The sequence below is a fragment of the Mucilaginibacter sp. PAMB04168 genome (genome assembly GCF_039634365.2).
Classification (GTDB): Bacteria; Bacteroidota; Bacteroidia; order Sphingobacteriales; family Sphingobacteriaceae; genus Mucilaginibacter.
The window spans coordinates 5,181,582-5,204,093 of the sequence record NZ_CP155079.2 but is presented as its reverse complement, the minus strand read 5'-3'; the positions used below and the strand labels follow the sequence as shown (position 1 = coordinate 5,204,093).

Here is a 22,512-nt window from a genome sequence, read left to right as displayed (position 1 = left end):
CCAAGGAGGCTGCTATTACATCAGCTCCGGAGGTAATAAGGAATATGTTGAACGATTAGCATGTAAGTGTAATTAAGCAGAATGAGCGATTATCAGTGAATGAAAACTTTTCAAAGCATGTAGTACCTGTCATCAAAAAACTTTCTGTATCATACACATTGATTGGCTACTAGCAGTATATATAAATTATACTTATTAGACGATTGGAAGGTGATTTTCATGATCTTACTAAATTGGATGAGTGTTGTTACATTGCCGGGTTGCAACTTTTCCGCTAATAAGTTTACGCATTCCAAAACGCATTTTGTTAAGTTTCATAATTCAATTTCAAAAAATAACCTAAGCTAAATCTATCTAATGACCTTACAAATTCCTTCACTGGTAAAGACTCTTTATAAAGCGAGCGGTAGTAAAAACGAAATCATTCAATTAATAACTCCGTCTCAAGACCTTGAATTGAGCGTTAAAATAACGGGTACGCACCACACAGTTATTGAATTTGGGTCACAAGAACTTTATCTAACCAGTAAACCAGAGGCACTTCCTGACGACTGCACTTATGCTATCCGGACGAACATTATTCCGAAAAAATCAAAATTAGAGAACGCTACTGTTCAATTAAAAAATTGGATTAGGCATCCTAAGTTAAAAGAACATACTCGAGTTGATGTCATTGGATCCTGGAAAAACAGTTTTGCATATAAGGAAGAAGATCCTGCACTTGCAGAGCCGGGATTGCGGGCTCCCCAGCTATCCGCCTTGCATTCGTTGATGGGGCATCTCAGGATGCCGATGGAGGGCGGCACCGTGGTCATGCCAACCGGTACTGGTAAAACAGAAACTATGCTTTCGGCTCTGGTGGCTTTTAAATGCGAGCGATTACTGGTCACTGTCCCATCTGATTCGTTACGGGAGCAGATCGCTGCTAAATTTATATCGCTCGGCTTATTGAAACAATTTGGAGTTGTCAGTGAAGATTGCCTGTATCCCTTGGTTGGGGTTATCAAGAACCGTTTCAGAACTAGCGCAGAAATGACTGAATTCTTGAATCGCTGCAATGTGGTGGTAACCACGATGGCTTGGTTAACAGCTCAATCCATCGATGATCAAAAGCAGATTGCTGAACTATTTAGCCACATATTTATTGACGAGGCGCATCACGTGAAGGCACATACCTGGGATACGTTTCGAAAGCATTTTCCGGACGTAAAAGCTGTTCAGTTTACGGCAACACCGTTCCGAAATGATGGCCAGCGGCTCGATGGTAAGATCATATCAAATTTTCCTTTGAAATTGGCCCAGCAACAAGGGTATTATAAAAAAATCAAATTTATAGCGGTTCGCGAATATGACGGTGATAAAGCGGATCAGCAAATAGCTCACCTGGCGGTTAAACGACTTCGTGAGGATCATCAGAATGGCTTTAATCATATACTGATGGCCCGCTGTGCCACCAAGGCCAGAGCAGAGAAAATATTTAAACTCTATGAAGGTGAAGCAGATCTGAAGCCTGTGTTTATTTATTCCGGTTCCCCCAATTTTGCCGCGGTCTATGAACAAATTCTTAAGAAGGAAGCTAAAATAATTGTCTGCGTAGATATGTTGGGTGAAGGATTTGACCTGCCGGAACTCAAAGTCGCTGCTTTCCATGACATTCGCCGTAGCTTGCCTATCACGTTACAGTTTGCTGGCCGGTTTACGCGTACGAAATATGATGAAGAACTGGGGGAAGCGTCATTCATCGCCAACATAGCAGACTTGAATGTGAGGGCAGAGCTGGAAGAACTCTACGCAGAAGATGCGGACTGGAATGAAATACTTTCCGACACCAGTTATGAACGCATCAACGAGCAAGTTGAATTCAAGGATTTCATGGAGGGTTTTCAAAATCTGAGCGAGCTCAACATTCCCTTTCAAAACATTGTGGCCAAACTAAGTACAGTAGCTTATAAAAATAAAACCGAAGGGTGGTTCCCATCAAACTTCCATACGGGTATTAAAGGGTATGAAGAATTTGATTTTAAATTCCACAAACTGAATGAAAAAGAGAAAGTACTGGTCATTATTACCGGACGACAGCAGTCGGTAGAGTGGATCAAACACAAAGATTTCTATGATGTGCAGTGGGACATGATCGTCATCTTTTGGGATACCCAAACAAACCTGTTATTTATTAACAGCTCAGATAACGGCAGCCTTTACGACGGATTAGCCAAGGCAATCATTGGAGATAATGCTGAAATGGTCAGAGGCATCAATGTATTCCGATCCTTTTACAATATCAAGCGGGTTAAATTGCAGAATGTTGGCTTACGGCAGTTCCTCGGCAAGAATATCCGCTTCCGCATGATGGTCGGCAGTGATGTTGGCGAAGCACTATCTTTAGCCGAGAAAGAACGCGGTGAGAAGGCTTTTGTGATGGGTAATGGTTATGAAGCCGGAGAGGCGGTGAATGTTGGTGCATCTTATAAAGGCCGCATTTGGACAAAATTGAAAGGTGACCTCAAGTCGTACCGGGATTGGTGCAAAGCAATGGGAAAAAAACTGATCGACGAAACAATCGATCCTAATCAAATTCTAAAAGAGACTCTAATCCCAGAACTAGTAACGGAGGTGCCTAACCGGTTTCCGGTTTGGATCGACTGGGACGTGGATATGTACCTGGAAACAGAAACTAAGTATCGGTTTTATATCAACGGTTTCCGCTATGATATGTCATCCATTGAGTTATGCCTGACTGAACCTAAAGCAGGCGGACCGCTGAAGTTCTCCCTATCAGCTGAAGATCGAAAGGCGACATTCGAGATGCAGCTGTTCAAAACCAAATCAGGAGATGATGAGTATGCGGATTTTAAAATAATAAAGCTGACCCCAGATGATGTTACCGTGGAATTTGGGAGCCAGAATATTCCTGCAGATGCTTTCTTCTCCAAATACATCCCAACGATCTGGTTTGCGGACGGGTCTGCACTTACCGGTAACGAATTTGTTGAACTAAAGCAGCAGATCGGGCTGTTCGCCAAAGCAGATATTCTTACGTGGGATTGGACAGGCGTAAACCTGGCCAACGAGTCTCAGCATGTGCATCCGCTAAAAACCGATTCCATCCAATATAAAGTTATCCAGGAACTGAAGGCTCAGCATTTTGAATTTGTATATGATGATGATTATTCAGGAGAGATAGCTGATGTGATTGCCATCAAACAGGAGCATGATAAGATTCAGATCAAGCTCTATCACCTGAAGTATGCCGCCGGAGGTAATACCAGCAACCAGATCACTAACTTCTATGAAGTTTGCGGACAGGCACAAAAGTCTGTTCACTGGAAGCATAAGGGAGGTAAAGATTTCATCGGTCACTTACTCAGACGGGAAACGAAGACCAGGAATGGGTCAACCCGGAGCCGCTTAGAAAAGGGGAGTAAGGCGGACTTGGCTAAGCTGGAAAGCGTTATGAAAAATGAAATTCCGGTTGAGTTTGAGATCTATATTGTACAACCGGCGCTTTCCAAAGCCACTGTATCCGATGAGATACTCACTTTACTGGGGGTAACGCAAACATTTATCAAGGAATTCGCTGATATTAGTTTAAAAGTAATTGGAAGTGCCTGATTAGCATAACAGCTTAAAAACCTTGTCTGTAAAACATAGCAGCGTTACTGATTTATAATAAGCATCAAAGTGAATATATTTTCTCGATTACTTCGTCTGTATCGTACGAATATGATTCGTACCCCATTGGAAGATTTCACGACGGAGATCCTGGCAGGTATTTTATCTGCTGATATTGCGCTCGGTGATGCTTTTGTAAATACTGTTCTTAAGATTCCCGGCAACGGGTTTACCTTCAGCACACAAGAGTGCTATGATTTGTTAGATGATAAATTTCCGGATTGCCGGGTAGACCTAGTCGTTAGAGGTCAAGGCTTGATCTGCTTTGTAGAACACAAGGTAGAGTCACGTGAAGGGTACGTTCAACTGGAGCGTTATTCGAGGGTTTTGAGCCACCTGGCTGAAGCAGATGCTGACCTGAACACTTATTTACGCTATTGCACTAAATATTACGATCTCAAATCGGCTACAGCGCATAGCTTTCAGCAATTCCGCTGGGCGGATGTATACCGATTTTTGGTATCGCATCAGACAGATTCAGATCTGATCCGTGATTACTTAGGGTTCTTAAAAAAACATGATATGAGTGATGAAATGAATTTTACAATAACGGACTTAATGACCTTACAAGGCTTGCCCACAGTTGCTAAGAAAATGGACCGATATCTGGCTAAACTGCGGCCCTTGTTTCACCAATTTTTTCCGTTAGCTAAGATCAAGGATTCTAACAACCTCCATCAATTGACTAATAACTCGCGTTTTGTTTTCCATGCAGATAGCATCTTTGGAGAAGGCTATGCAGAACTGGGTGTTGGATTCGACTTTGATGAAACAGTGCAACTGAAAGTTTGGATCTGGGTAAACGACAAAAATTCCAGCCTCAAGCTGTTTCAGCAGGCGCTTAGGAGTACCGAGTTCGCTAACAATGGGAAAAATTGGTTAGGCATTTATAAGCCGCTTTCAGATTTTGTGAGTGCAGAGCTAATGGAAGAACAGATTGAGGCATGGTTTGCTGCATCTTTCGCTGCAGTCAAGCGATTTAGCGATGAGCATCCTGAACTCGTTTGGAACTTGCTTTGAAAGGTACTTTGTGCAGCTGTTTAATGGATTTGTAGTCTGTTTAAAATTAATTAGCTTTGGTTAAATTGCAAACAAAACATGCCTAAAATTATTATCCGCACTAGCGAAGGCTCCGATCTTAGAGACGACATTATTAGAGCTGTCGGTGATGGGGAATTACCGACTTGGCAAATCCGAACAGGCACAAATAAAATTGATTATTTGACACATACAGGTCAATGGGCAGATCGTGCGCTATTAAGCTTTGACGTTTATGATGATAAATTAGAAATTGTTGCAGTAAAATGGAAAGAACAGAATGAAGATGCGGCTGCCAAAAAATATTATGTCGGTCGCTTTACCGAAATGTTACTCATTCACTTCAGCGACTATTTTACAAATTTTGCTGTCCATAAATAGAGGTTCGTAATTTCCGAATTAATGATTGTAAAAGCCGATTAATTAGTCAACATCAAAAATTTGTGTTATAAATGCATAGAGCCGTAAGCAGACAACTTATTAAATACTATATCTCAAGATCTTTAATTATTTAAATTATTGCACTTAATAATTGTTCCTATATAATAAGAAGCAAGTAATGCAAAGGGTGATAATAATAAGCTTCCCTAGGTCATTCGCCTAACCAATCTCACAAAGTAGTGATATACATATAATCTTTCTAAGTCGACAGCCGACGAGAAAAAGTATATTAGGAACAGTAAATCATGATAATAATAAATAGTTGAACTTCGTAGGCTACATACTTTGTTATTTGATTTTGCAAAAATGATGTCTTTTATATAACTTTATATCAGTTCTTTCAAACTCAATCAAAGTAAACTAAAATGTTCGGTTACCTATTCGGTTACCTATTTAGCATTTAGGAACAAATATCATTGATAAGGCTTAAAATAACGGCATGGTTCGAGTCCCGTCCATTCCGCCAAAAAGGTGACAAAACCTATCTAAAGCGCTTAAATCAATGATTTAGGCGCTTTTTTTATGCCATAAGCGCCCGTTTCATACCAAGAAAAATGACATGCTCGGTTACCTATTGCATTTCACTAATTTTGAGGTAGTAATTGGTATCGCTTGTGTCGAATTCGCTAATCAAAGGAATTGAAGTTATCTTGATAAACATCTTTGTTGTTGTAAATCAGGCTATTAATTACTAAATAATCGTGAATCCTCGATTTGCGATTTGCGAATTAATGGTTACATTTGTTTATGAAAGCTCACAATGGAATGAGACCTCACGACATCGTTGTATTGTTAAAGATCATCTCAATAGGTGATAGGTGGCTCAATAAAGACTTGGCTGAAAGCTTGTTTATCAGTTCATCTGAGATTAGTGAATCTTTGAACCGTTCAATGATCGCCCGCCTGATCAGTCCTGACAAAAAGAAAGTGTTCAAAAGCGCATTAATGCGCTTTATAGAGAATGGATTGGCTTTCGTTTTCCCTGTGGAACCAGGGGCCATAGTACGTGGCATTCCAACTGCACATAGTGCACCTGTACTGAAAGAACATTTTTTATCGGAAGAGAATTATGTGTGGGCATCTCCAAACGGAAAGGTCAGAGGGCAGTCGGTCAGTCCCTTATACCCTAATCAGACCAAAGCGGTCCTGAATGACGAAAAACTATATACTATGCTGGCCTTATTAGATAGCGTTCGGCTTGGAAAGGTAAGGGAATGTGAAAAAGCCCTGGAATTATTGAGACAGCTTTTTAGACTGGAATATGCATGAGAATTTAGTCAGAATCAAAGCAGTCCATCAGGCACTTAAGGGACTTGAACAGGACTACGTATTTGTAGGAGGGGCTACAGTTTCTTTGTATGCGACAAGCCCCGATTTGGCCACCGAAATCAGGCCGACAGACGATGTAGACATTGTGGTGGAACTGGCATCTTACAAAGGGTATGCAGCACTTGATGAGCGGCTGAGAAAATTAGGATTCAGTAATGATATAGTATCTGGTGTCATCTGCCGGTATACCATACAAGGGGTTATCGTGGACATCATGCCGACAGATCCGTCAATTATTGGTTTTAGTAACCGTTGGTATGCGGAAGGATTTGAAAGCGCTGTTCGCTATGTTTTAGATGAACAAACTACTGTGCGGATTTTTTCACTGCCCTATTTCGTTGCTTCAAAGTGGGAAGCATTTAAAGGGCGCGGTAAAAAGGATTATCGCACCAGCAAGGATTTCGAAGATCTGGTCTACGTCTTTGAAAATGCGGACGACTTTGAAGAGCAAATACAGGTATCCCCTGAACATGTTATCAGCTATTTGAGAAATGAATTTGTCGATTTGATTGATCAGGATGATTTCGAAGAAGGGTTGTACGCTCATTTATCCGGTGGATATGGCGGAGTAAACGCTGATTATATCCGCATACGCTTGCAAACTGCTTTTGATATAATTTAAGGTTTGCTACGATGGCAGCAGTTACGATTAAGTCTTAACTGTTGCCATACGAACTCAGATGATTATTAATGAGAGACAAGGTATGTCGGGCGTCATGGAGCTTTATGCCCTAATTTTTCAAGCTACCTTGATAAAATGTCTGTCTTATTTCCACTAAGATGTCTTCTGCAATATTCGGTATTGGCAGAGCAGGCAGGGATGATTGCAGATATAACAGTTTAATATGTTGCATCTTTTCTTCAACCATTTGCATCAAAGTATCAAACTCAAAATCACCATTCCGGATTTTGAGCAAAAATTCGCGATCGTCCCGATGTACTCTTACCTGGTGATAAACCGCAATCTCTTCAGCCATACTTAATAGCCTGAAGGTGTGCATCATATTCTTGGCATCATAACTTTTACCATGCGAAAGAGTGCTCTGGTAACGAAGCTGATTGCGCTTTTCTTCCCACTGCTTATACTCGTGGTATTCTTTGCAATAAACCGAATAGCCGTCTTTATTAAAATTCATTACAGCCAAAGGTTCCAACCCCTTATCAACCGGACTTAATTGCACATTATCGGCATCAGCTCCGGATACGATACCCCGAAACCAGTTACCATTAGTTAACTGCGACTTGTGATAGAGCAGGTACACGTCACGAAAGTGTGGCAGGTCAGTCAAACCGCATTCTTGCTGCGAATAGCCCATTTCATTAAGCCATTCTTTGAGCGGCACACTGCCGTTTCTATACACTACAAAGCAGAAATCCAATACCGATTTACGTTCGGAATCTAATGGCTTATTGATTTTCTTATTTAGCCCTCGTGCCTTTTTGATCTGCGTTTGTGCATAACCGGCAAAAGTATCCAGGCAGAGTTTAGACAGGAAATCTTCAGGTTTGATCAGGTCAATTAACGGATGACGAAATAGGACATGTTCTTGAGGCATACTCAGCAGTTCAAGGATGTTAGGATTGTTCTTAATCAGCAGTTCCAGAAAGCGGCCGATCTCAAAGTAAACCTCATCGTTGGTTGCATTAGCAATCTGATCTTGTCGCTCAAATCCATATAACTGTTCTTGCCGCATGATGAAGATCCCTTTCTTGTCCACATCCGAGCCGGCAATATTCAAGTTATAAGCGGTGCTGCCGCTTATACAATCTAATAGGATTAACTCTTTTTGCTGCTTTAGCTGATCATAGGTCATGGCCGGATATATTTTCTAAAGATAGTATTCAATTCGTCCGGGTACTTTTTTTCTGATGGCAGCGCAGGTATGTGCTCTTTACACGAGTCAAGTGTATCACTTAGCCATCGATTAAGTAATGGAACAGGTGCGATCATTCCTTTTTCTACGGCAATTTTCTTCCTTTCAAGCAGTTCGTCTATTGCGTTTTGAACATCATTATCCGTTATCATAACCCTTAAATGCTCAAATTCCATGGGTGGTACCGACTGTTTCTCAACTATCCACAAGCAAGCCAATGCCGGGCGTAATGCATAAAAATAGCGCTTGAGCTTCACCTCTTCGGTTTGCAAATCATCGCGAAGCGTATTGTGCGCCATTGATAAATAATGGTTAGCGCCGGAGCGTAACGAAAAGTACTCCGGCATCAGCTTACGCAGATCATCAGCAAAAGCAGAATCTCCCTGATATACAATTGGTGATTGCAGCCATTCGTACAATGTGCTGTTTGATTTCAGGAATAGCTTTAAAGCTTTTTTGATATCCCAGCCGCCTATGTCCAACACCTCGTTAACGGGTAGCCCAACGTTATCTGGTAATTCTGTTATGCCTAAGTATTCATTAACCGGCCTGGCATATATGAAGCGCACATCGAAATCGCTATCGGGCGAGGCAAAACCCCAGGCCCGGCTGCCTGACTCGCAGGCGTACAGTATTTTTATGTTTTCAGTCTGCTCTAGTTCAAGCAGTTTTTTAAGGATGGTCTCGTTCATGATTTTATGATATAAGGTTACAAAATATAAATGAAAGAGCAACAATCGGCAAGTGCCTTATGGGAGTCGAACCCTACCGCCTGCGCGGTTTCACCAGCGAAGTATCACCCGCCTACGACATCTTTCATTATGTTTATAAAAAGGGCAAAAAGCAACAGGTGAGGATTTTTATTGTTAGACTACTGCAATTGCTTGCAGGCAGAATTTGAATCTGCACCTTTTCCAGGAAGGAAACGTCATACCGAAGTATCACCAGTTTACGGCACCTTTTAAGTTTTAAAAAGAAGAGCAAAACCAACCAGCGCTTTATTTGGCGTGACAGGCGAAGTAACGCTGGTTTACGGCATCTTCTTTATTTCTTAAGGGCGATGGTCAATATGCGCTTGCACTGCTCTACCAACTGAGCTACTGCAGGATTTACCCACAGGCCGGGATTGAACCGGCGACACGAAGTAGCGCATATTTACGGCACCTTAATATTTTTAATATCTTTAAAAGGGTAACAGGCAATAAGTGAAATACACCTTGCGGTGTTCCTGCTCTAACCAAACTGAGCTACACTGGCCTAAACCAATGGCCGGATTTGAACCGGCGACCTGGACGTTAAATGCGAAGTAACACTTATTTACGACACCTTTTTTGTAATAAGGAGCAACAGGCGAACGCGGGACCGGGGCATGCCTTGGGACTCGAACCCACAGTTTAGTTTACGCTATACTGACCAGCCCCTGAAATGGTGGCGAAGTAACCCGTTTCTACGGCATCCTTATATTCTAATTTCTTTTACAAGTATGGGGCGTTAGCTTCCCCATACTTGGTTTATAGTTCTATGTTATTGATCGCATCTAATGCCGAGCCTCCGTTTTCTAAAGCAGCTAACACTTCAAAAACTTTATCGCTCCAGCCGGCTACCAGGTAAACATCGTTGCGTAGTATTTGCAATGGCGCCTGTCCGTAACCTTTCAAGTCGAACAGATAGAGTTTCGCGTTTGGCGATACCTCAGCCTTGTAGCGCAACCATAAAGGATGTATGTGATCGCCTGTAGTTGATGAACTATTCCATAACTGGGCATCAGTGAATAGAAACACCTTGTCCATCTGTACCTTGCGTTGTAATATATCCTTGATAACCAAGTAGCCATTGGTGCTGTAACCCACCTCGCCCTCGCGGCGATAAAACTCCTGTACGTTACCCAATATATTGTTACGCGGTACCATAATGGTTTTCCAGCTATCGCCAAACATACCCACCTCTACGTTTTTACAACGGCTTTGCAACAGCATAGCCAGCATTAAGCCCACATCGTACAACAGTATCTTAGATTTAGCTGATACTGGTGTTTGCATCGATCCGGAAACGTCGCAGGCTAACAGTACACGGGTTTCATGATCGAAACCTTTAATATTGGCGGCACTGGCCTGTACGGCTTTTTCCAAAGCGTCCAGCAGTTCTCCGGTGTAGCCCTTGTTGCCTAATAGCATTGCGCTTAGCTTTTTAGTAAGACCTTTAACCGGCAACATAGTTTCTGTAGCGATCAGCTCACGGTAAGCCGCCAGGTAACGGAACGGAAACTGTTTGGCCTTAGTCACCTCATCAGCATTAACTAAACGGGCGCATGCTTTCTGGAAGTGCGCGTAGCTTACACCGGCTTCCTGTATGTTACGCAGGTTACGCAGCAGGGCCATGTAGCCCAGCTTACCACTGTCTATCAACTCTTCCCACTTAGCGCGAAAGGCTTCGGCTTTGGCCTCATCGCTGTCAAAATTGAGCTGACCTAATGCCGATAGCTCCGTTTCCCAGGTGTAAGGCGTTTGCAGGGTGTTGCCTGCTATTTTGTTGAACAGTAACTGTTGCAATTCGTCTTTTGCCTTGGGGTGAACCAAAAACAACGCGTCGCGCAGTTTGATAGCGCCATCGCGATTGTACTTACCAAACTGGTATTCGTCGAAACGGTTGAACGCCGTACTTAAACCTTTTTGTAATTGCTTGCTCAGGCGATTCAGCTTTTTAGTACCGGTACGCTCGTTCAGTAGTTCGTAGCAGGCTAGCAGCTCAGTAATTTCGTCGGCACGGTTAATTACGCCATCGGTAACCCGGGCAACCAAATTATCGCCCGAGTGCAGCTTGGCCAGTTCGGTAACCAGCACCAGCGGTACCGAGCGCATGTGCATTTTAGTGCGGGCGTATACAGCCAGCTTACCCACAAACACCGGGTCGCATTCGCCTATTAATTTGCGCAGGCGTGCTAAACGTGCCTCGTCTTTTTCGTAAAAGGAATCGTTTAAGCTCCAGGTAACCACAGCGGTGTACAGTTCCATTTCGGGCGAAAGCGTAAACGCTTTGGCACCCGAGTGGTTAACGGTCTGGTTTTTGAATTTGCTTAACAGGTTAAATTTCATTGTGAACCTCCTTTTTCTTATTGTTGATACAAAGAAATAGAGGCACTGCGCAGTGTATTTGCGCAGGTGGAAATTTTTGAAAAAATTATTCAAGCTATATTTAACGATGCTTGTACACTTTATTCAGCATATAGGAAAGGAGGATGGTTAATAGCTATGCCTTTAATAATTGGCTTTGTGCTATTTGTAATTACGGATGCATTATCAGTTAATGACAAATACAACGGCGCAGTCACCCTTTTGCTTTCAGGTATTTATTGTTTATGATAGACAATAAACGTATCAAAGGTTATGAGGGAGATATTGTTCAATAGGTTATCTCCTTATCAAGAATAAAACGACAAAATACTTTTATGTAGATAGAGCTTAGATACTGTGCGGTCGTAATGGCTTTGATTGGATTGTTATGGTTATGAATTTAGTATAAGGAAACTAAAAATGAACGGAATTACAATTGAACAAGCCGATTATATCATTAGTTACTACAGTAACCTACTCACCCAGCAAGAGCAAAAGGCTTTAAGGTATCATCGATCTACCTTAAAATTTGATGATTCTAAAGACGTACGGCTAACGCAAATGTATTTGAAAACGGGCTGGCTCAGCGATGTTGCTTTAATATTGAATTACCTCAATAAAGGATACATTCAATTTATCATGGATTGTGCCAAACGAATTTTAACGATAACTCGGATCAAGTGTATTTTAATTTATGCCCCGTTTGTAATAAACTCGCACGAACACCGGAAGCATGGCAATGCAGATTTTGCAGGAATGATTGGCATTAAAATTAATTATCGCCAGTGACAACACTGACAATGAGCTGAGCGCCTAAAGCAGAAGTGTCCAAATAATAAGCACCTTACCGCCACATTGACTAAGAGCAATCTGAGCGAGAAAAACTTACTTGGATTTTCATACAAAGTAGAAGGCGTTACCTTGGGAATGATAGACAACAACCTGCGCGTAACCAAAAGTTTTGAAACCCGCGCCGTAATTGACCGTATTAACGAGAAACTAAAGCCGCAGAACTTTAAGGTGGATGAAACCACCCTGCACGTTAAATATACCGACGACCAGCTACATATAGAAGGGTTTGCTATAGAAATTAAAGAGCCTAGGATCGTCGGTTTCCTATCAGGCAGGTAAAACTAAAGAAGACGAACAAATCGGGCGAGAGATGTAATCTTTATTCGGCTTCCTCATTCAAGTCGTTACCGTACCACTTCCTGGAAAAATCTTTAAATTGATCCATGTCTTCAGCAAATGCCGCGAAAACACCACCATCAGCTTTTGCATAAGGGCTGCTGCCGTCCATGTTGAAGACATGTTCAGGAAAACTTCTTACGGTGTACAGCGGGTTTTCTAAATCATAGGTTTCGCCTAACTCTTTGAAATAGGTGCCGCTAATTTTGAATTTGCTGGCGTTTTTAAATGCAAAAACCACTTCAGTAAAAGTTTTGCCTTTGAGGGCTTGGCTGGCCTGTAACACCGTACGAAACACATCAAGTTGAGTATGATCGCCTTTTGTATCCGTTAAATTTATAACTAAGGTGTTGGGTAAAATAAAATACCTGTAATGCGCACTGAGCTCAATGCCTTCATTGCGTGGATCGGCTTGCAGTTTTTTCTGAACAGGGCGACCAGCAAATAAATAGTTAGCTAACCAAACCGTGCTGCCAGTTATAACAATGGCTACAATTATATAAATTACTTTTTTCATGATAAAGAATAGAGTTTCTACGGCTAATTTATAAATTTTTAATTGTTGAAACTAACTATAAGCTATCAATGCAGTAAGCCTGTTTGCTGACTGGCCATTAAGTTACCGTTCAAACCATATTAAGTAAAGTTGGTTCGTAGATATTCCAATATCAATAGATACGAATATTATTTTTTAAAGAAAATTCTTGATATTAAAAATAAAGTGTATAATTGCAGCATGAAAACACAATCAATACAAATACAATTGCCGCAACCGATCTATCGGAGGTGAATGGGTATGTATTGAGTAAAATATAACAAAATCCACAATCCTCTTAGATCAGCTTCTAAGGGGATTTTTTGTTTTATAGCGATTTTTTAGGGTAGTATATCAATGGGTTAGATTACCTGCTTTGGGAGCAGGAGGTTCCCGGTTCGAGTCCGGGTTACCCTACATGTTTAAACGGAACGTTAGCTCAATTGGTGAGAGCAACACCCTTATACGGTGTGGGTTATAGGTTCAAGTCCTATACGTTCTACAATGGTGGTTGGTTGCCTTAGTTGGTAATGGGTGCTTCCCTTTTAAGGGCAATGGTCGCGGGTTCGGGTACTGTACCGGCCACTTATAATTTCCTATGGTGCAACGGTAGCACGTCTGATTTTGGTTCAGAAGATCGTGGTTCGAATCCATGTAGGAAAGCTTGATAATTTGAAGAATGAGTGTTGTAGAATTGCTGCTTTAAGCGGGTAGGGGAAAGTGTGCGGATTAAAGATATTTCTGTATTTAAGTTGAATCAGATAAAGATCTACAGACATATTGGTCTGTAAAGAGATTCGGGCAACGGGGTTACAGTATTATGGCCGCCACCTTTTTATCAGCCACAAACCACCTTTCAATAGGAAGCAGTAGACAAAAGTCGTAAAAAAATTTCTCGATATTATAAATAAATCAGACCTGTGACTACTAAGTGGTATTCCGTTTTTTACCAACGGATAGGTTGTTATCAATACAATAAATGAGACCAATGCCAGAGAATAAATTATTGCATTGGGAAGCAAATCGGTATTGAAATAGCTTTTACCTGGGTGTTCTTTTAGAATCGGCGTAATTGAGCTTTTTTCCTCTTTATGAAACTGGTATTCAATGCGGTAATTGAAGCCATTCCAGTTTTTATAATTAGAAATCTCGAACTCTTTATAATTGGCAAGAAATGTCAAAACCTTATCGCGCAGTTCGGTATCGTCATTCTGGGACTCTTCCATCCAATCATCATCAGTAAGGTAGTATAAGTGATGTATTTCTGTTTTTGTGAGCGGGCTAGATAAATTGTGTTTTCCCATTACCACAACAGCATCATTAAGTGTGATAGCACCTACCAACAGGCGATGATATAATAGGCCTAAAATAGCTCTTGTTATAACCTGATTCTCGGGTACGGTAACAGGGTAAAGAATATTTAACAGGCCTTTTTTATCATGGGCAAGAGACAAGTCGATAAAAAGAGGCGCCGGTTCATCTTCGTGCATTACTATGTAGTCTGCCCAGGTAATAACTTCTTTTGTGGGTATTAAATTATACCGCAGGCCATAATAAAATACGGTTAGCAATGGCTCCGCCGTTTTAAGCTTGGTTGAATAAATAGGCAATGCCTCAATTTCAACTTGCCATTCATAAAGTCCACCAGCGTCAAAAACACCACCTTTCAACACGCGATCGATAAAGTCGGCCAGCGAATTAGTAAGCACAAGTTGGTTGCCGTTAAACTCAACCATTATTTTATAATCGTTGTGATTATCAGGGGTTATTTCCAACCGCCACATATCGCTGTAAATCATGTATTCGGCAATATAAAAAGGACTATCCTTATCGCCTTCTCTATTGCTACTGATCTCGGCAAGGGGTATCATGTTAAAAATGTCCTCATCCATTTCAAAGCCGTCACTAAAGCGATAGAGTGCTTTAAAATCATCGGGCAAGGTGACGCCATAAGCGATTTCAACAGCCATAAACAAATTTTCCCCCGCGCCCGAGTGTAGTGTGAGCTTGTCTGGCCCTTGGTAAGCTTGCAATTGATTTATGGCTTCTTGAATAGACATGAGGCAAGATAAATTTTATTCTACCTTTTTAAATATAGATTAGGCCTCAAGCGGGACGTTTGTGGCTACAAAGGTGCATAATTGATAGGAGAAAAATAAAGTGGTAAAATGTTATGAAATTAAATAGTCGTTCGTAAGGATTTTTGATAATTATTAAAAAAAACCTCTAATAACGTATAGATTGGTAACAACAAACTTTCAATCGTTTCAGTACAATTTTGAAAATCTTTCTTGTACTCTACAACCTTTTTGTCCGTTAAAATTTTGATATACCATTCAAACTTCTTAATTTCTTCTTCAGGGTCATTTTGTAGAACTATATGAAACATCTCGATTTCTCTTAAGTCTTGATAATGAATTTTCCCCTTATGGGCTATCATATTTCTGTCTTCGCGAAATTTTTCTATATACCTCGAGATTTCTAATAGAGCATTCGTTAATCCAGGTACCATTGTCTCAATTCGATCATTATGTAACCCTTTAACTCCCTTTCTGCTATGTATCATCATCGAGGCTATACATGCATTATCATTTAGTTTAAGGTCGAGAATTGTATTCACCAATTTAAGTAAGCGGTCAAGAACTCCAGTCACTCGAAGTAAATAACCCTCAATATGATATATCATATATTCATATCTTGATATCTTATTTCTCTTCATTGTAGGGGTGTTTCTGAAGTTGGCTAAAAGTATCGCCGAATAGTTAAGTTGTCTTACCAAGCCGTCAACTTCACCTATGGCAAGAAGGGAACGTTGAATATATTCTTCATGCGGGTAAAGTGATCGTGATGGATTAAATCCTAAGCTTGGCTTTTTGATTTCATCCAATTTCAGAACGTCTACAGCTAGTAATGCTATATTTTGAGAAAATTGATTTACCATGCTATTCCTTGTATTTTTTACTACTAATTTAATTGGGGTTATTATAATAGTTATCCCTTAATCCTCCGGCTTCTCCCTCGCATCAGCCATCCTTACAATCCTCGGTTCAAACTTAGCCAACACATCCACCAAATCATTTTGTGCTGCCATAACGGTATGAATGTCTTTATAAGCCATAGGCGCTTCGTCCATATCACTACCCATTAAGGTTATACGTTTATCAACCAAATTAGCAGCAATCAAAGCTCTGTCCAGTGTTTTAAAGGCAGCGCTACGGCTCATGGCTCGGCCTGCACCGTGGCTGGCCGAGTTAATGCTTTCTACGTTTCCTTTACCGCGTACCACAAAACCGGGCGTACTCATGCTACCGGGAATAATGCCTAACACACCTTCGCCCGCCGGGGTGGCACCTTTACGGTGTACCATTACCTCGGTACCATCGGCCAGTTGCTCTTTCCAGGCAAAGTTGTGGTGGTTCTCTATCATGGTAAGGGGTTTAACACCTAGGGCACGCGCAATTTTGTTATGAATTTCGTGGTGGTTGGCGCTGGCATATTCGCCGGCCAAGTTCATGGCAATCCAGTACTCTTGTCCCTCGTCCTTATCCAAATCTAACCAGGCCAAATGCTTGGCTTCCGAAGGGAGCTTGGTTTTGGTCATGGCTATTTTGCTGTAATGGTCGGCCACGCTACCGCCAAACCCACGCGATCCGGAATGCGAAAGCAAAGCCAGGTATTTACCGGCCGGTATGTCGGCCAAGGCACCGTCGGCAATAGTCAGCTCACCCCATTCCACAAAGTGGTTGCCGGTTCCGCTGGTACCCAATTGGGCATAGGCTTTATCTTTCAACGAGCGGATCACCTTGGTTTCGTTCCAGGTTTTGCTGTCAAACAACGAACTGTCAAAGTACGATTGGGTAGTACAGCCGATACCAAAGTAGGTGTTATCCACCAGTATGCTTTTTAGTTTGTAGGTTTCGGTGTCAATATACTCTGCAGGCAAATCAAAAATGCTCAGGCACATACGGCAGGCAATATCCACACCCACCGCAAAAGGGATAATGGTATTGGCCGTGGTAGCTAAAACGCCGCCAATAGGCAAGCCGTAGCCTTGGTGCGCATCGGGCATTAAAGCGCCGGCAACCGCAATAGGTAATTGTACGGCGGTACGCATTTGTGATAGTGCACCCACTTCAATATTTTCCATTCCCCACACCGGGAAATCGGCTATCTCCTCTTTCAGCTTAAAGTTGCTGCGTTGTTGTTTTACAAATTTGCCTTCTTTACGCAGGGCAATCACGTCTTCTGCCAGGTTTTTAAATTTACCTCCTTTCTTCAGGGCGTAAGGCATAGGGTCATCAATCAAGGCTTCTAAATTGGCCAGTATTTCGGGTTTGGCCATTACGTTGTGCTTTAACAAACCATTAGCTACCCGGCTAAAGTTCACCAGTATTTCCACATCGTTAATGCCTAATGCTTTTAATTCGTTGTTGCCTATTTTTTCCTTTTCCATAGCTATAGCAATAAAAGAATTTATAATTTAAACCTTCCGGCCTAAAACCCTCTCCCCAAATGGAGAGAGGGGCGTTCGTAAACGCGTTCAGCCTTGGGGCACTACAAAGAGAAGCAGCAAGTGCGCAGCGTATTTGCGCAGTAAAAAATAATTTATAAATTCATCAAAATATTTTCAAACCGATGCCTGTTAACCGTAACGCTCTCATCCGCTACCGCACCATTGACCAATGCCTGCAAAACCGAAAAAGAAAGTGGACGCTGGATGATTTAATTGAGGCTTGCAGTGATGCCATTTATGAATACCAGGGCATTGATACCGGCGTAAGCCGCCGCACCGTGCAGGCCGATATGGAAATGATGCGTAGCAACAAACTTGGTTACGAAGCGCCCATAGTGGTGGTTGATAAAAAGTATTATACCTATAGTGATAAGAATTACAGTATTGCTAATAGTCCGCTGAACCAGCAAGACATGCAGGTGCTAAGCGAAGTATCGGGCCTGCTGAAACAGTTTAAAGGTTTTGGTCATTTTGCGGATGTTAACGAAATGGTGAGCAAGCTGGAAGACAAGATCTACACCCAGAAAACGCACAGTGCTCCGGTTATTGATTTTGAGAAGAACGATAACCTGAAAGGCCTGGAATGGATAGAAGTGATCAGAAAAGCCATTGTTGCTAAACGGACGCTTTGTGTTACTTACCAATCTTTTAAAGCCCGCGAGCCCAATACGTTTTGTTTTAGCGGATATTTGTTGAAAGAATACCGCAACCGCTGGTTTGTGCTGGGGCAATCGCATCAGCGGCACGCGCCTTTGCTTACCTTGGCTTTAGACCGCATACAAACCGTTGAAGAACATGCCGATGATTACCGCGAAAACATACAGTTAGATTTAACCACTTACTATAACGATGTAATAGGCGTAACCAAAAGCCCCAACCAACGCGATTGTGAGGTGGTGTTTTGGATAGATAAAGATAATGCGCCCTATATCATAACCAAACCCCTGCACCACACCCAAAAGCTGCTGAGCGAGGATGAAACAGGCAAAATATTCAGTATACGTGTCATTCTCAATTTTGAACTGGAGCGCGAATTGTTGGGCTTTGGCTCTAAGATGCGGGTGTTGGGTCCGCGAATACTGGTTAAACAAATCAAGGAACAATTTTGGAAAGCATTGGAAGGATATAAACAGGAGCAACGTGATGAAGGGCCGGAAGAAAAGGCAAATGAAGTTTAAATTTTATTAAAAATGATTAGCGAAAAAGAAATCACCAGCATCAGCAAATTCCTCAGTTTGGTGCTACGGCATCAACCCGAGCTAATAGGCATGGAGCTTGATTTGCAGGGTTGGGTAAGCGTTGATGAGCTGTTAAAAAAAGCTAATGTGCATGGTAAGCTAATTACCATGGAGATGCTGAACCATGTGGTAGAAACCAACAGCAAAAAGCGTTTTGCTTTTAGTGACGACAAGCAAAAGATAAGAGCTAGCCAAGGGCATTCGGTTGAAGTGGAGCTAGGCTACGAGCCGCATGTGCCCCCAGCTGTTCTCTATCACGGAACAGGTGCTCAGTCGGTAGATTCCATTCTGCATTTAGGTCTTCAAAAACGTAGTAGACAGCATGTACATTTAAGTGCTGATCCTGAAACCGCTGTTAAAGTGGGCAGCAGGCATGGAAAGCCTGTGGTGCTGAAGGTACTGGCTGATCAGATGCAGCAAAAAGGATTTGTATTTTATTTGTCGGCCAATGGTGTTTGGTTAACTGATAATGTGCCGCCGGAGTTTCTGCAGTTGGAGAAGCTCTAAATGACCTCACAAATTAATTGCGCCACGCTTTTTACTTCCACAAAGTCGTCATTAGCTAACCCTTGGGTGTTTACATGCGAGTCGGTGCAAATCAGCTTTTCGATCAGGCCGCAGCTTTTGAGTTTATTAACCCCATCGTTTATAAACAGCCCGTGGGTGGTAATTACAAATATAGCAGCAGCGCCAGCATCTTTATACGTTTTAGCCGCGTTAATGATGCTGCCGCCCGAGCGGATCATATCATCGTAAATTATAACCGTTTTACCGGCTACATCGGCATTGATGGCGCTTACTTCGGTATGGTCGCCTTTCAGGCGGCGTTTTAAAATAAAAGCAGCATTTACGCCTAAGTCATTCGCCAATGATTCTACCCACTTAGCACGGCCGGCATCGGTGCTGGCTTGCAACTCAAACGCATCAGGCTTTACCAGGCCGTAATAAGTAATGGATACTACGCGGTTACGCGGGTCTCTTCCCGGCTGCCCAAAGCTGTAAAGCTGCTCCAGGTAGTTGATATTGATGCCGGTTTCTTCTTTCAATTCACGCTGTACAGCCTCTTCTAGTGATTCCTTATCGCCTACCAGTCCACCCGGCAGCGCCCAGGTGTTAAAAAAGGTTCAATCTTGCGCTTGATCAAAAGCACGGACAACCCTACTTTAGAATTATACCCAAATACTACTGCATCAACGGCTACTTTAATGTTTTGCATGGCTGCCATTTTTCAAAGTTATGGATCTTACCCAAAGCAGCCAAGATAAAGCGTTAACATGGATTCTATAGGAAAACAATTTAAATTATATCTTTGCGCTCAATTCCTGATCTATTAACCACTTAAATATTAAGGAATCATGCTAGAGCAACGCTACATATCGCCCCTTTCGCTCATTGCCCATTAGGTAGGCAAACACTGCACTTATATTTTATGATATTAGGTTGCCCTGGCAATCCTATGCTGCTTTTTTGCTTGCCGAATTAATTTATTGGGTCTTTTTTGAGCGCCTTTAGCAAGGGTATATCCTCACGTTAGGACGAACGGAAAGTCAATAACATTTCAAGGAAATTAAATGGAAGTCCAATGGACACACCTGAACTGGCGTGCCGTATTAAATCGGTGCGCCGTAAAAAGAGGCTTGTTAAAACAGATCTGGATAAGCGGCTCATACAAATTCATAAACGGCAAGAAGCGCTTTGGGAAAAGCGCAGGACTTTACCCTGGGTACCTTTAGACGCGCCCTACCAGCGCGGCTGGAAGCGCTTTTTTGTATTGCGCGATGACATTAGGAAAGGCCCTAAAGCTGATTTTTATGAAGCGCTGCTCGAAAAGGTAAACACGTTTGAGTATCATCATGACCGTTTTTTCAAAAGAAAGAAACGCCGCAAAGGCAAGTATGGCTACGTGGTTAAAAAACAAAACCTTCGGGAGCTTGACGAATATGACTGGAACAGCTCAAAGCTTGCGTTGACCGAAGAGGAAAAAGCATGCTTTACCCGTACCGAGTCTTTTCATATCAGAACCCGGCGTTTGGAAATCAAGTATGTGATTACGGAGCCCTGGCGCTTTGTCCTCAAGGTAGCACCGCATATCATCACGCATCGTAAAATGGTGGATACAGAACTGGAAAGTGAACTGTCCAAACTGAACAACTATGTACGGGCGCATAATTATGATCCGCGTATGCACCGACTTACGAGCGGGAAACGCTACCGCTGGAAGGACGAGTTTAACGAGCGCCTCAAATACATTAACACATTAAAAAATTTGCCCAGGTACAGCCAAACAGCGGCTTACCTGGACACAAGAACATAACCCACATGGGCAATTTAAAAACAAAAGATTTAAGTAAAATAGGCTACCACAATGACCAGTTGCGAAGCTTGGTTATCAGCATAGCCGCCAAAAATTTCAAGCACCACAGCAAAGAGCAATTGCTGGATTTGCTGGTGCAGATCAAAGACAATCCCGAAGCGTTTTTAGATAATGAGTTAACCGCTAAGATAGCCGAGAAGGTTATCGGCAAAATGGAAGTACCAGCGTTCAGCGCTTACGAATTGCGGGACGAGCCGGTTTATTGCAAAACTTACGGCGGGAAAGGCATTGAGTCATCTGCTAAACAGCAAATGGAACTGGCAAACCTGCTGCCCGTAAGTGTACAAGGGGCCTTAATGCCCGATGCACATATGGGTTTTGGCTTACCCATTGGCGGTGTGTTGGCTACCCATCATGCAGTTATTCCTTATGCAGTAGGCATGGATATTGGCTGCCGCATGGCACTGACTATCATTGACGAGAGTGATGGCTTCCTCAATCGGCACGAATATCAAATTAAGCAGGCGCTTAAAAATCATACGCACTTCGGTATGGAGGGTGGCTTGGAAGTCAGGCAGGAACATGAGGTGCTGGATAGCCCGGTATTTAACCAAATACCGTTTCTGAAGCCGCTCCGTGGCAAAGCCGCCAGGCAGTTAGGTACCTCGGGCAACGGTAACCACTTTGTCGAGTTTGGTGAGATAGAATTATTGCCTGATAATACTTTGGGCTTGCCTGCCAAAAAGTATACTGCTTTGCTCACCCACTCGGGCAGTAGGGGTTTAGGTTCGGCCATTGCCAAACACTATACGCAGATAGCCATGAACACCTGCCAATCTACCACCACATACCCACCAAATTACCGGTGCCGGCGTTTATAACATAGCCGGAGACCTTCATGAACAATGGTCGTTAATAGCGCTCTTGGTCCAAGTTCACAGGCTAATTCAAATGAAGCCTTTTTGTCACCAGCGGGCGGAAACACCCCTTATGCGTCAACCAGCAGCGGCACTCTTAAACCGAATGCGTTACAAGTGTCTGATGTTGACTTATCTGTCAATGCCTCTTCTGTCATGTTCCAGGCTATTGGTGCGAGCGCTAAGGTGGATTTGCATACGCTAAGCCTGGCCGTCAACTTTATTATTGTGTTAACGGGAGTTTTCCAACAAGGAACTAGACCAGTGAAGGCTGCCATGGGCAGCCTTCTTTTTACTATATCTTTTACGTTAACTTTTTAACTTGACATGTTCTTGTCTGCCT

At 42.4% G+C, this 22,512-nt stretch carries 21 protein-coding genes and 2 tRNA genes; 15 read left to right on the top strand and 8 right to left on the bottom strand.

The features are described 5' to 3' along the window. The first annotated feature begins 357 nt into the window (after positions 1-357). The 5 genes from ABDD94_RS21855 (at position 358) to ABDD94_RS21835 (ending at position 7,102) form a co-directional block, all read left to right on the top strand. Positions 358-3,612 (top strand): DEAD/DEAH box helicase family protein, encoded by a 3,255-nt coding sequence (locus ABDD94_RS21855; protein ID WP_345954017.1) that lies wholly within the window; start codon positions 358-360, stop codon positions 3,610-3,612. 111 nt (positions 3,613-3,723) lie between these two features. Continuing rightward, on the top strand, positions 3,724-4,692 hold the full coding sequence (locus tag ABDD94_RS21850) for a PD-(D/E)XK nuclease family protein (protein WP_345954016.1): 969 nt from the start codon (positions 3,724-3,726) through the stop codon (positions 4,690-4,692). A 78-nt stretch (positions 4,693-4,770) separates the two neighbouring features. Then, positions 4,771-5,091, top strand: coding sequence for a hypothetical protein (locus tag ABDD94_RS21845; RefSeq protein WP_345954015.1), 321 nt, complete (start codon positions 4,771-4,773; stop codon positions 5,089-5,091). A gap of 825 nt (positions 5,092-5,916) precedes the next feature. Continuing rightward, positions 5,917-6,420, top strand: coding sequence for a hypothetical protein (locus tag ABDD94_RS21840; RefSeq protein ID WP_345954014.1), 504 nt, complete (start codon positions 5,917-5,919; stop codon positions 6,418-6,420). Next, the gene (locus ABDD94_RS21835; RefSeq protein WP_345954013.1) at positions 6,413-7,102 is read left to right on the top strand and encodes a hypothetical protein; all 690 of its coding nucleotides are present in this window, start codon (positions 6,413-6,415) and stop codon (positions 7,100-7,102) included. The genes ABDD94_RS21840 and ABDD94_RS21835 overlap by 8 nt, the downstream gene beginning before the upstream one ends. Before the next feature lie 109 nt (positions 7,103-7,211). On the opposite strand, the gene ABDD94_RS21830 is transcribed toward ABDD94_RS21835, so the two are convergent. The 3 genes from ABDD94_RS21830 to ABDD94_RS21820 all read right to left on the bottom strand — a co-directional run bounded on the left by ABDD94_RS21830 (position 7,212) and on the right by ABDD94_RS21820 (position 11,446). After that, complete coding sequence (locus ABDD94_RS21830) at positions 7,212-8,294, bottom strand: nucleotidyltransferase domain-containing protein (RefSeq protein WP_345954012.1); 1,083 nt, start codon at positions 8,292-8,294, stop codon at positions 7,212-7,214. Beyond that, positions 8,291-9,046, bottom strand: a complete 756-nt coding sequence (locus ABDD94_RS21825; protein ID WP_345954011.1) for a nucleotidyltransferase domain-containing protein — start codon at positions 9,044-9,046, stop codon at positions 8,291-8,293. The genes ABDD94_RS21830 and ABDD94_RS21825 overlap by 4 nt, the downstream gene beginning before the upstream one ends. 819 nt (positions 9,047-9,865) lie before the next feature. Next, positions 9,866-11,446: a TROVE domain-containing protein gene (locus ABDD94_RS21820; protein ID WP_345954010.1), complete on the bottom strand. Its 1,581-nt coding sequence runs from the start codon at positions 11,444-11,446 to the stop codon at positions 9,866-9,868. Positions 11,447-11,512: 66 nt separating this feature from the next. Here ABDD94_RS21820 and ABDD94_RS21815 point away from each other — a divergent pair, with 66 nt between their 5' ends. From ABDD94_RS21815 to ABDD94_RS21805, 3 genes are all read left to right on the top strand, one after another. Beyond that, on the top strand, positions 11,513-11,713 hold the full coding sequence (locus ABDD94_RS21815; protein WP_345954009.1) for a hypothetical protein: 201 nt from the start codon (positions 11,513-11,515) through the stop codon (positions 11,711-11,713). Between the two features lie 171 nt (positions 11,714-11,884). Beyond that, the gene (locus ABDD94_RS21810) at positions 11,885-12,253 is read left to right on the top strand and encodes a hypothetical protein (RefSeq protein ID WP_345954008.1); all 369 of its coding nucleotides are present in this window, start codon (positions 11,885-11,887) and stop codon (positions 12,251-12,253) included. Positions 12,254-12,319: 66 nt separating this feature from the next. Beyond that, the gene (locus tag ABDD94_RS21805; protein ID WP_345954007.1) at positions 12,320-12,595 is read left to right on the top strand and encodes a hypothetical protein; all 276 of its coding nucleotides are present in this window, start codon (positions 12,320-12,322) and stop codon (positions 12,593-12,595) included. Positions 12,596-12,635: 40 nt separating this feature from the next. Here the strand turns inward: ABDD94_RS21805 and ABDD94_RS21800 are convergent, their stop codons facing one another. After that, positions 12,636-13,169, bottom strand: a complete 534-nt coding sequence (locus ABDD94_RS21800; RefSeq protein WP_345954006.1) for a hypothetical protein — start codon at positions 13,167-13,169, stop codon at positions 12,636-12,638. Positions 13,170-13,530: 361 nt separating this feature from the next. On the opposite strand from ABDD94_RS21800, the gene ABDD94_RS21795 reads away from it, so the two are divergent. After that, a tRNA-Pro gene (locus ABDD94_RS21795) sits at positions 13,531-13,604 on the top strand. 11 nt (positions 13,605-13,615) lie between these two features. Continuing rightward, positions 13,616-13,689, top strand: a tRNA-Ile gene (locus tag ABDD94_RS21790). A gap of 316 nt (positions 13,690-14,005) precedes the next feature. Here ABDD94_RS21790 and ABDD94_RS21785 read toward each other — a convergent pair. From ABDD94_RS21785 to ABDD94_RS21775, 3 genes are all read right to left on the bottom strand, one after another. After that, positions 14,006-15,247 (bottom strand): SMI1/KNR4 family protein, encoded by a 1,242-nt coding sequence (locus ABDD94_RS21785; protein ID WP_345954005.1) that lies wholly within the window; start codon positions 15,245-15,247, stop codon positions 14,006-14,008. Positions 15,248-15,366: 119 nt separating this feature from the next. After that, a complete protein-coding gene (locus tag ABDD94_RS21780; protein ID WP_345954004.1) occupies positions 15,367-16,128 on the bottom strand; it encodes a Cthe_2314 family HEPN domain-containing protein in 762 nt (253 codons plus the stop codon). 57 nt (positions 16,129-16,185) lie between these two features. After that, positions 16,186-17,640 carry an RtcB family protein gene (locus ABDD94_RS21775; RefSeq protein WP_345954003.1) on the bottom strand — a complete coding sequence of 485 codons (1,455 nt, stop codon included), beginning with the start codon at positions 17,638-17,640 and terminating at the stop codon, positions 16,186-16,188. Positions 17,641-17,822: 182 nt separating this feature from the next. Here ABDD94_RS21775 and ABDD94_RS21770 point away from each other — a divergent pair, with 182 nt between their 5' ends. Then, a complete protein-coding gene (locus ABDD94_RS21770; protein WP_345954002.1) occupies positions 17,823-18,878 on the top strand; it encodes a WYL domain-containing protein in 1,056 nt (351 codons plus the stop codon). Between the two features lie 12 nt (positions 18,879-18,890). Further along, positions 18,891-19,445: an RNA 2'-phosphotransferase gene (locus tag ABDD94_RS21765; RefSeq protein WP_345954001.1), complete on the top strand. Its 555-nt coding sequence runs from the start codon at positions 18,891-18,893 to the stop codon at positions 19,443-19,445. On the opposite strand, the gene ABDD94_RS21760 is transcribed toward ABDD94_RS21765, so the two are convergent. Further along, positions 19,442-20,029 (bottom strand): NUDIX domain-containing protein, encoded by a 588-nt coding sequence (locus ABDD94_RS21760; protein WP_345956001.1) that lies wholly within the window; start codon positions 20,027-20,029, stop codon positions 19,442-19,444. The two genes, ABDD94_RS21765 and ABDD94_RS21760, sit on opposite strands and share 4 nt — an antisense overlap. Before the next feature lie 491 nt (positions 20,030-20,520). On the opposite strand from ABDD94_RS21760, the gene ABDD94_RS21755 reads away from it, so the two are divergent. The 3 genes from ABDD94_RS21755 to ABDD94_RS21745 are packed head-to-tail and all read left to right on the top strand — an operon-like array spanning position 20,521 to position 22,490. Next, positions 20,521-21,252, top strand: coding sequence for a hypothetical protein (locus tag ABDD94_RS21755; protein WP_345954000.1), 732 nt, complete (start codon positions 20,521-20,523; stop codon positions 21,250-21,252). 5 nt (positions 21,253-21,257) lie between these two features. Beyond that, entirely contained in the window at positions 21,258-22,133 is an 876-nt protein-coding gene (locus ABDD94_RS21750) for an RtcB family protein (protein ID WP_345953999.1), read from the top strand. Positions 22,134-22,157: 24 nt separating this feature from the next. Continuing rightward, a complete protein-coding gene (locus tag ABDD94_RS21745; RefSeq protein WP_345953998.1) occupies positions 22,158-22,490 on the top strand; it encodes a hypothetical protein in 333 nt (110 codons plus the stop codon). Positions 22,491-22,512 lie beyond the last annotated feature (22 nt).

What these genes read in the sequence shown, in the direction of transcription:
- ABDD94_RS21855 (WP_345954017.1), top strand. Translation starts at nt 358, where the DNA reads ATGACCTTACAAATTCCTTCACTGGTAAAGACTCTTTATAAAGCGAGC.
- ABDD94_RS21850 (WP_345954016.1), top strand. Translation starts at nt 3,724, where the DNA reads ATGATTCGTACCCCATTGGAAGATTTCACGACGGAGATCCTGGCAGGT.
- ABDD94_RS21845 (WP_345954015.1), top strand. Translation starts at nt 4,771, where the DNA reads ATGCCTAAAATTATTATCCGCACTAGCGAAGGCTCCGATCTTAGAGAC.
- ABDD94_RS21840 (WP_345954014.1), top strand. Translation starts at nt 5,917, where the DNA reads ATGAGACCTCACGACATCGTTGTATTGTTAAAGATCATCTCAATAGGT.
- ABDD94_RS21835 (WP_345954013.1), top strand. Translation starts at nt 6,413, where the DNA reads ATGCATGAGAATTTAGTCAGAATCAAAGCAGTCCATCAGGCACTTAAG.
- ABDD94_RS21830 (WP_345954012.1), bottom strand. Translation starts at nt 8,294, where the DNA reads ATGACCTATGATCAGCTAAAGCAGCAAAAAGAGTTAATCCTATTAGAT.
- ABDD94_RS21825 (WP_345954011.1), bottom strand. Translation starts at nt 9,046, where the DNA reads ATGAACGAGACCATCCTTAAAAAACTGCTTGAACTAGAGCAGACTGAA.
- ABDD94_RS21820 (WP_345954010.1), bottom strand. Translation starts at nt 11,446, where the DNA reads ATGAAATTTAACCTGTTAAGCAAATTCAAAAACCAGACCGTTAACCAC.
- ABDD94_RS21810 (WP_345954008.1), top strand. Translation starts at nt 11,885, where the DNA reads ATGAACGGAATTACAATTGAACAAGCCGATTATATCATTAGTTACTAC.
- ABDD94_RS21800 (WP_345954006.1), bottom strand. Translation starts at nt 13,169, where the DNA reads ATGAAAAAAGTAATTTATATAATTGTAGCCATTGTTATAACTGGCAGC.
- ABDD94_RS21785 (WP_345954005.1), bottom strand. Translation starts at nt 15,247, where the DNA reads ATGTCTATTCAAGAAGCCATAAATCAATTGCAAGCTTACCAAGGGCCA.
- ABDD94_RS21780 (WP_345954004.1), bottom strand. Translation starts at nt 16,128, where the DNA reads ATGGTAAATCAATTTTCTCAAAATATAGCATTACTAGCTGTAGACGTT.
- ABDD94_RS21775 (WP_345954003.1), bottom strand. Translation starts at nt 17,640, where the DNA reads ATGGAAAAGGAAAAAATAGGCAACAACGAATTAAAAGCATTAGGCATT.
- ABDD94_RS21770 (WP_345954002.1), top strand. Translation starts at nt 17,823, where the DNA reads ATGCCTGTTAACCGTAACGCTCTCATCCGCTACCGCACCATTGACCAA.
- ABDD94_RS21765 (WP_345954001.1), top strand. Translation starts at nt 18,891, where the DNA reads ATGATTAGCGAAAAAGAAATCACCAGCATCAGCAAATTCCTCAGTTTG.
- ABDD94_RS21755 (WP_345954000.1), top strand. Translation starts at nt 20,521, where the DNA reads ATGGACACACCTGAACTGGCGTGCCGTATTAAATCGGTGCGCCGTAAA.
- ABDD94_RS21750 (WP_345953999.1), top strand. Translation starts at nt 21,258, where the DNA reads ATGGGCAATTTAAAAACAAAAGATTTAAGTAAAATAGGCTACCACAAT.
- ABDD94_RS21745 (WP_345953998.1), top strand. Translation starts at nt 22,158, where the DNA reads ATGGTCGTTAATAGCGCTCTTGGTCCAAGTTCACAGGCTAATTCAAAT.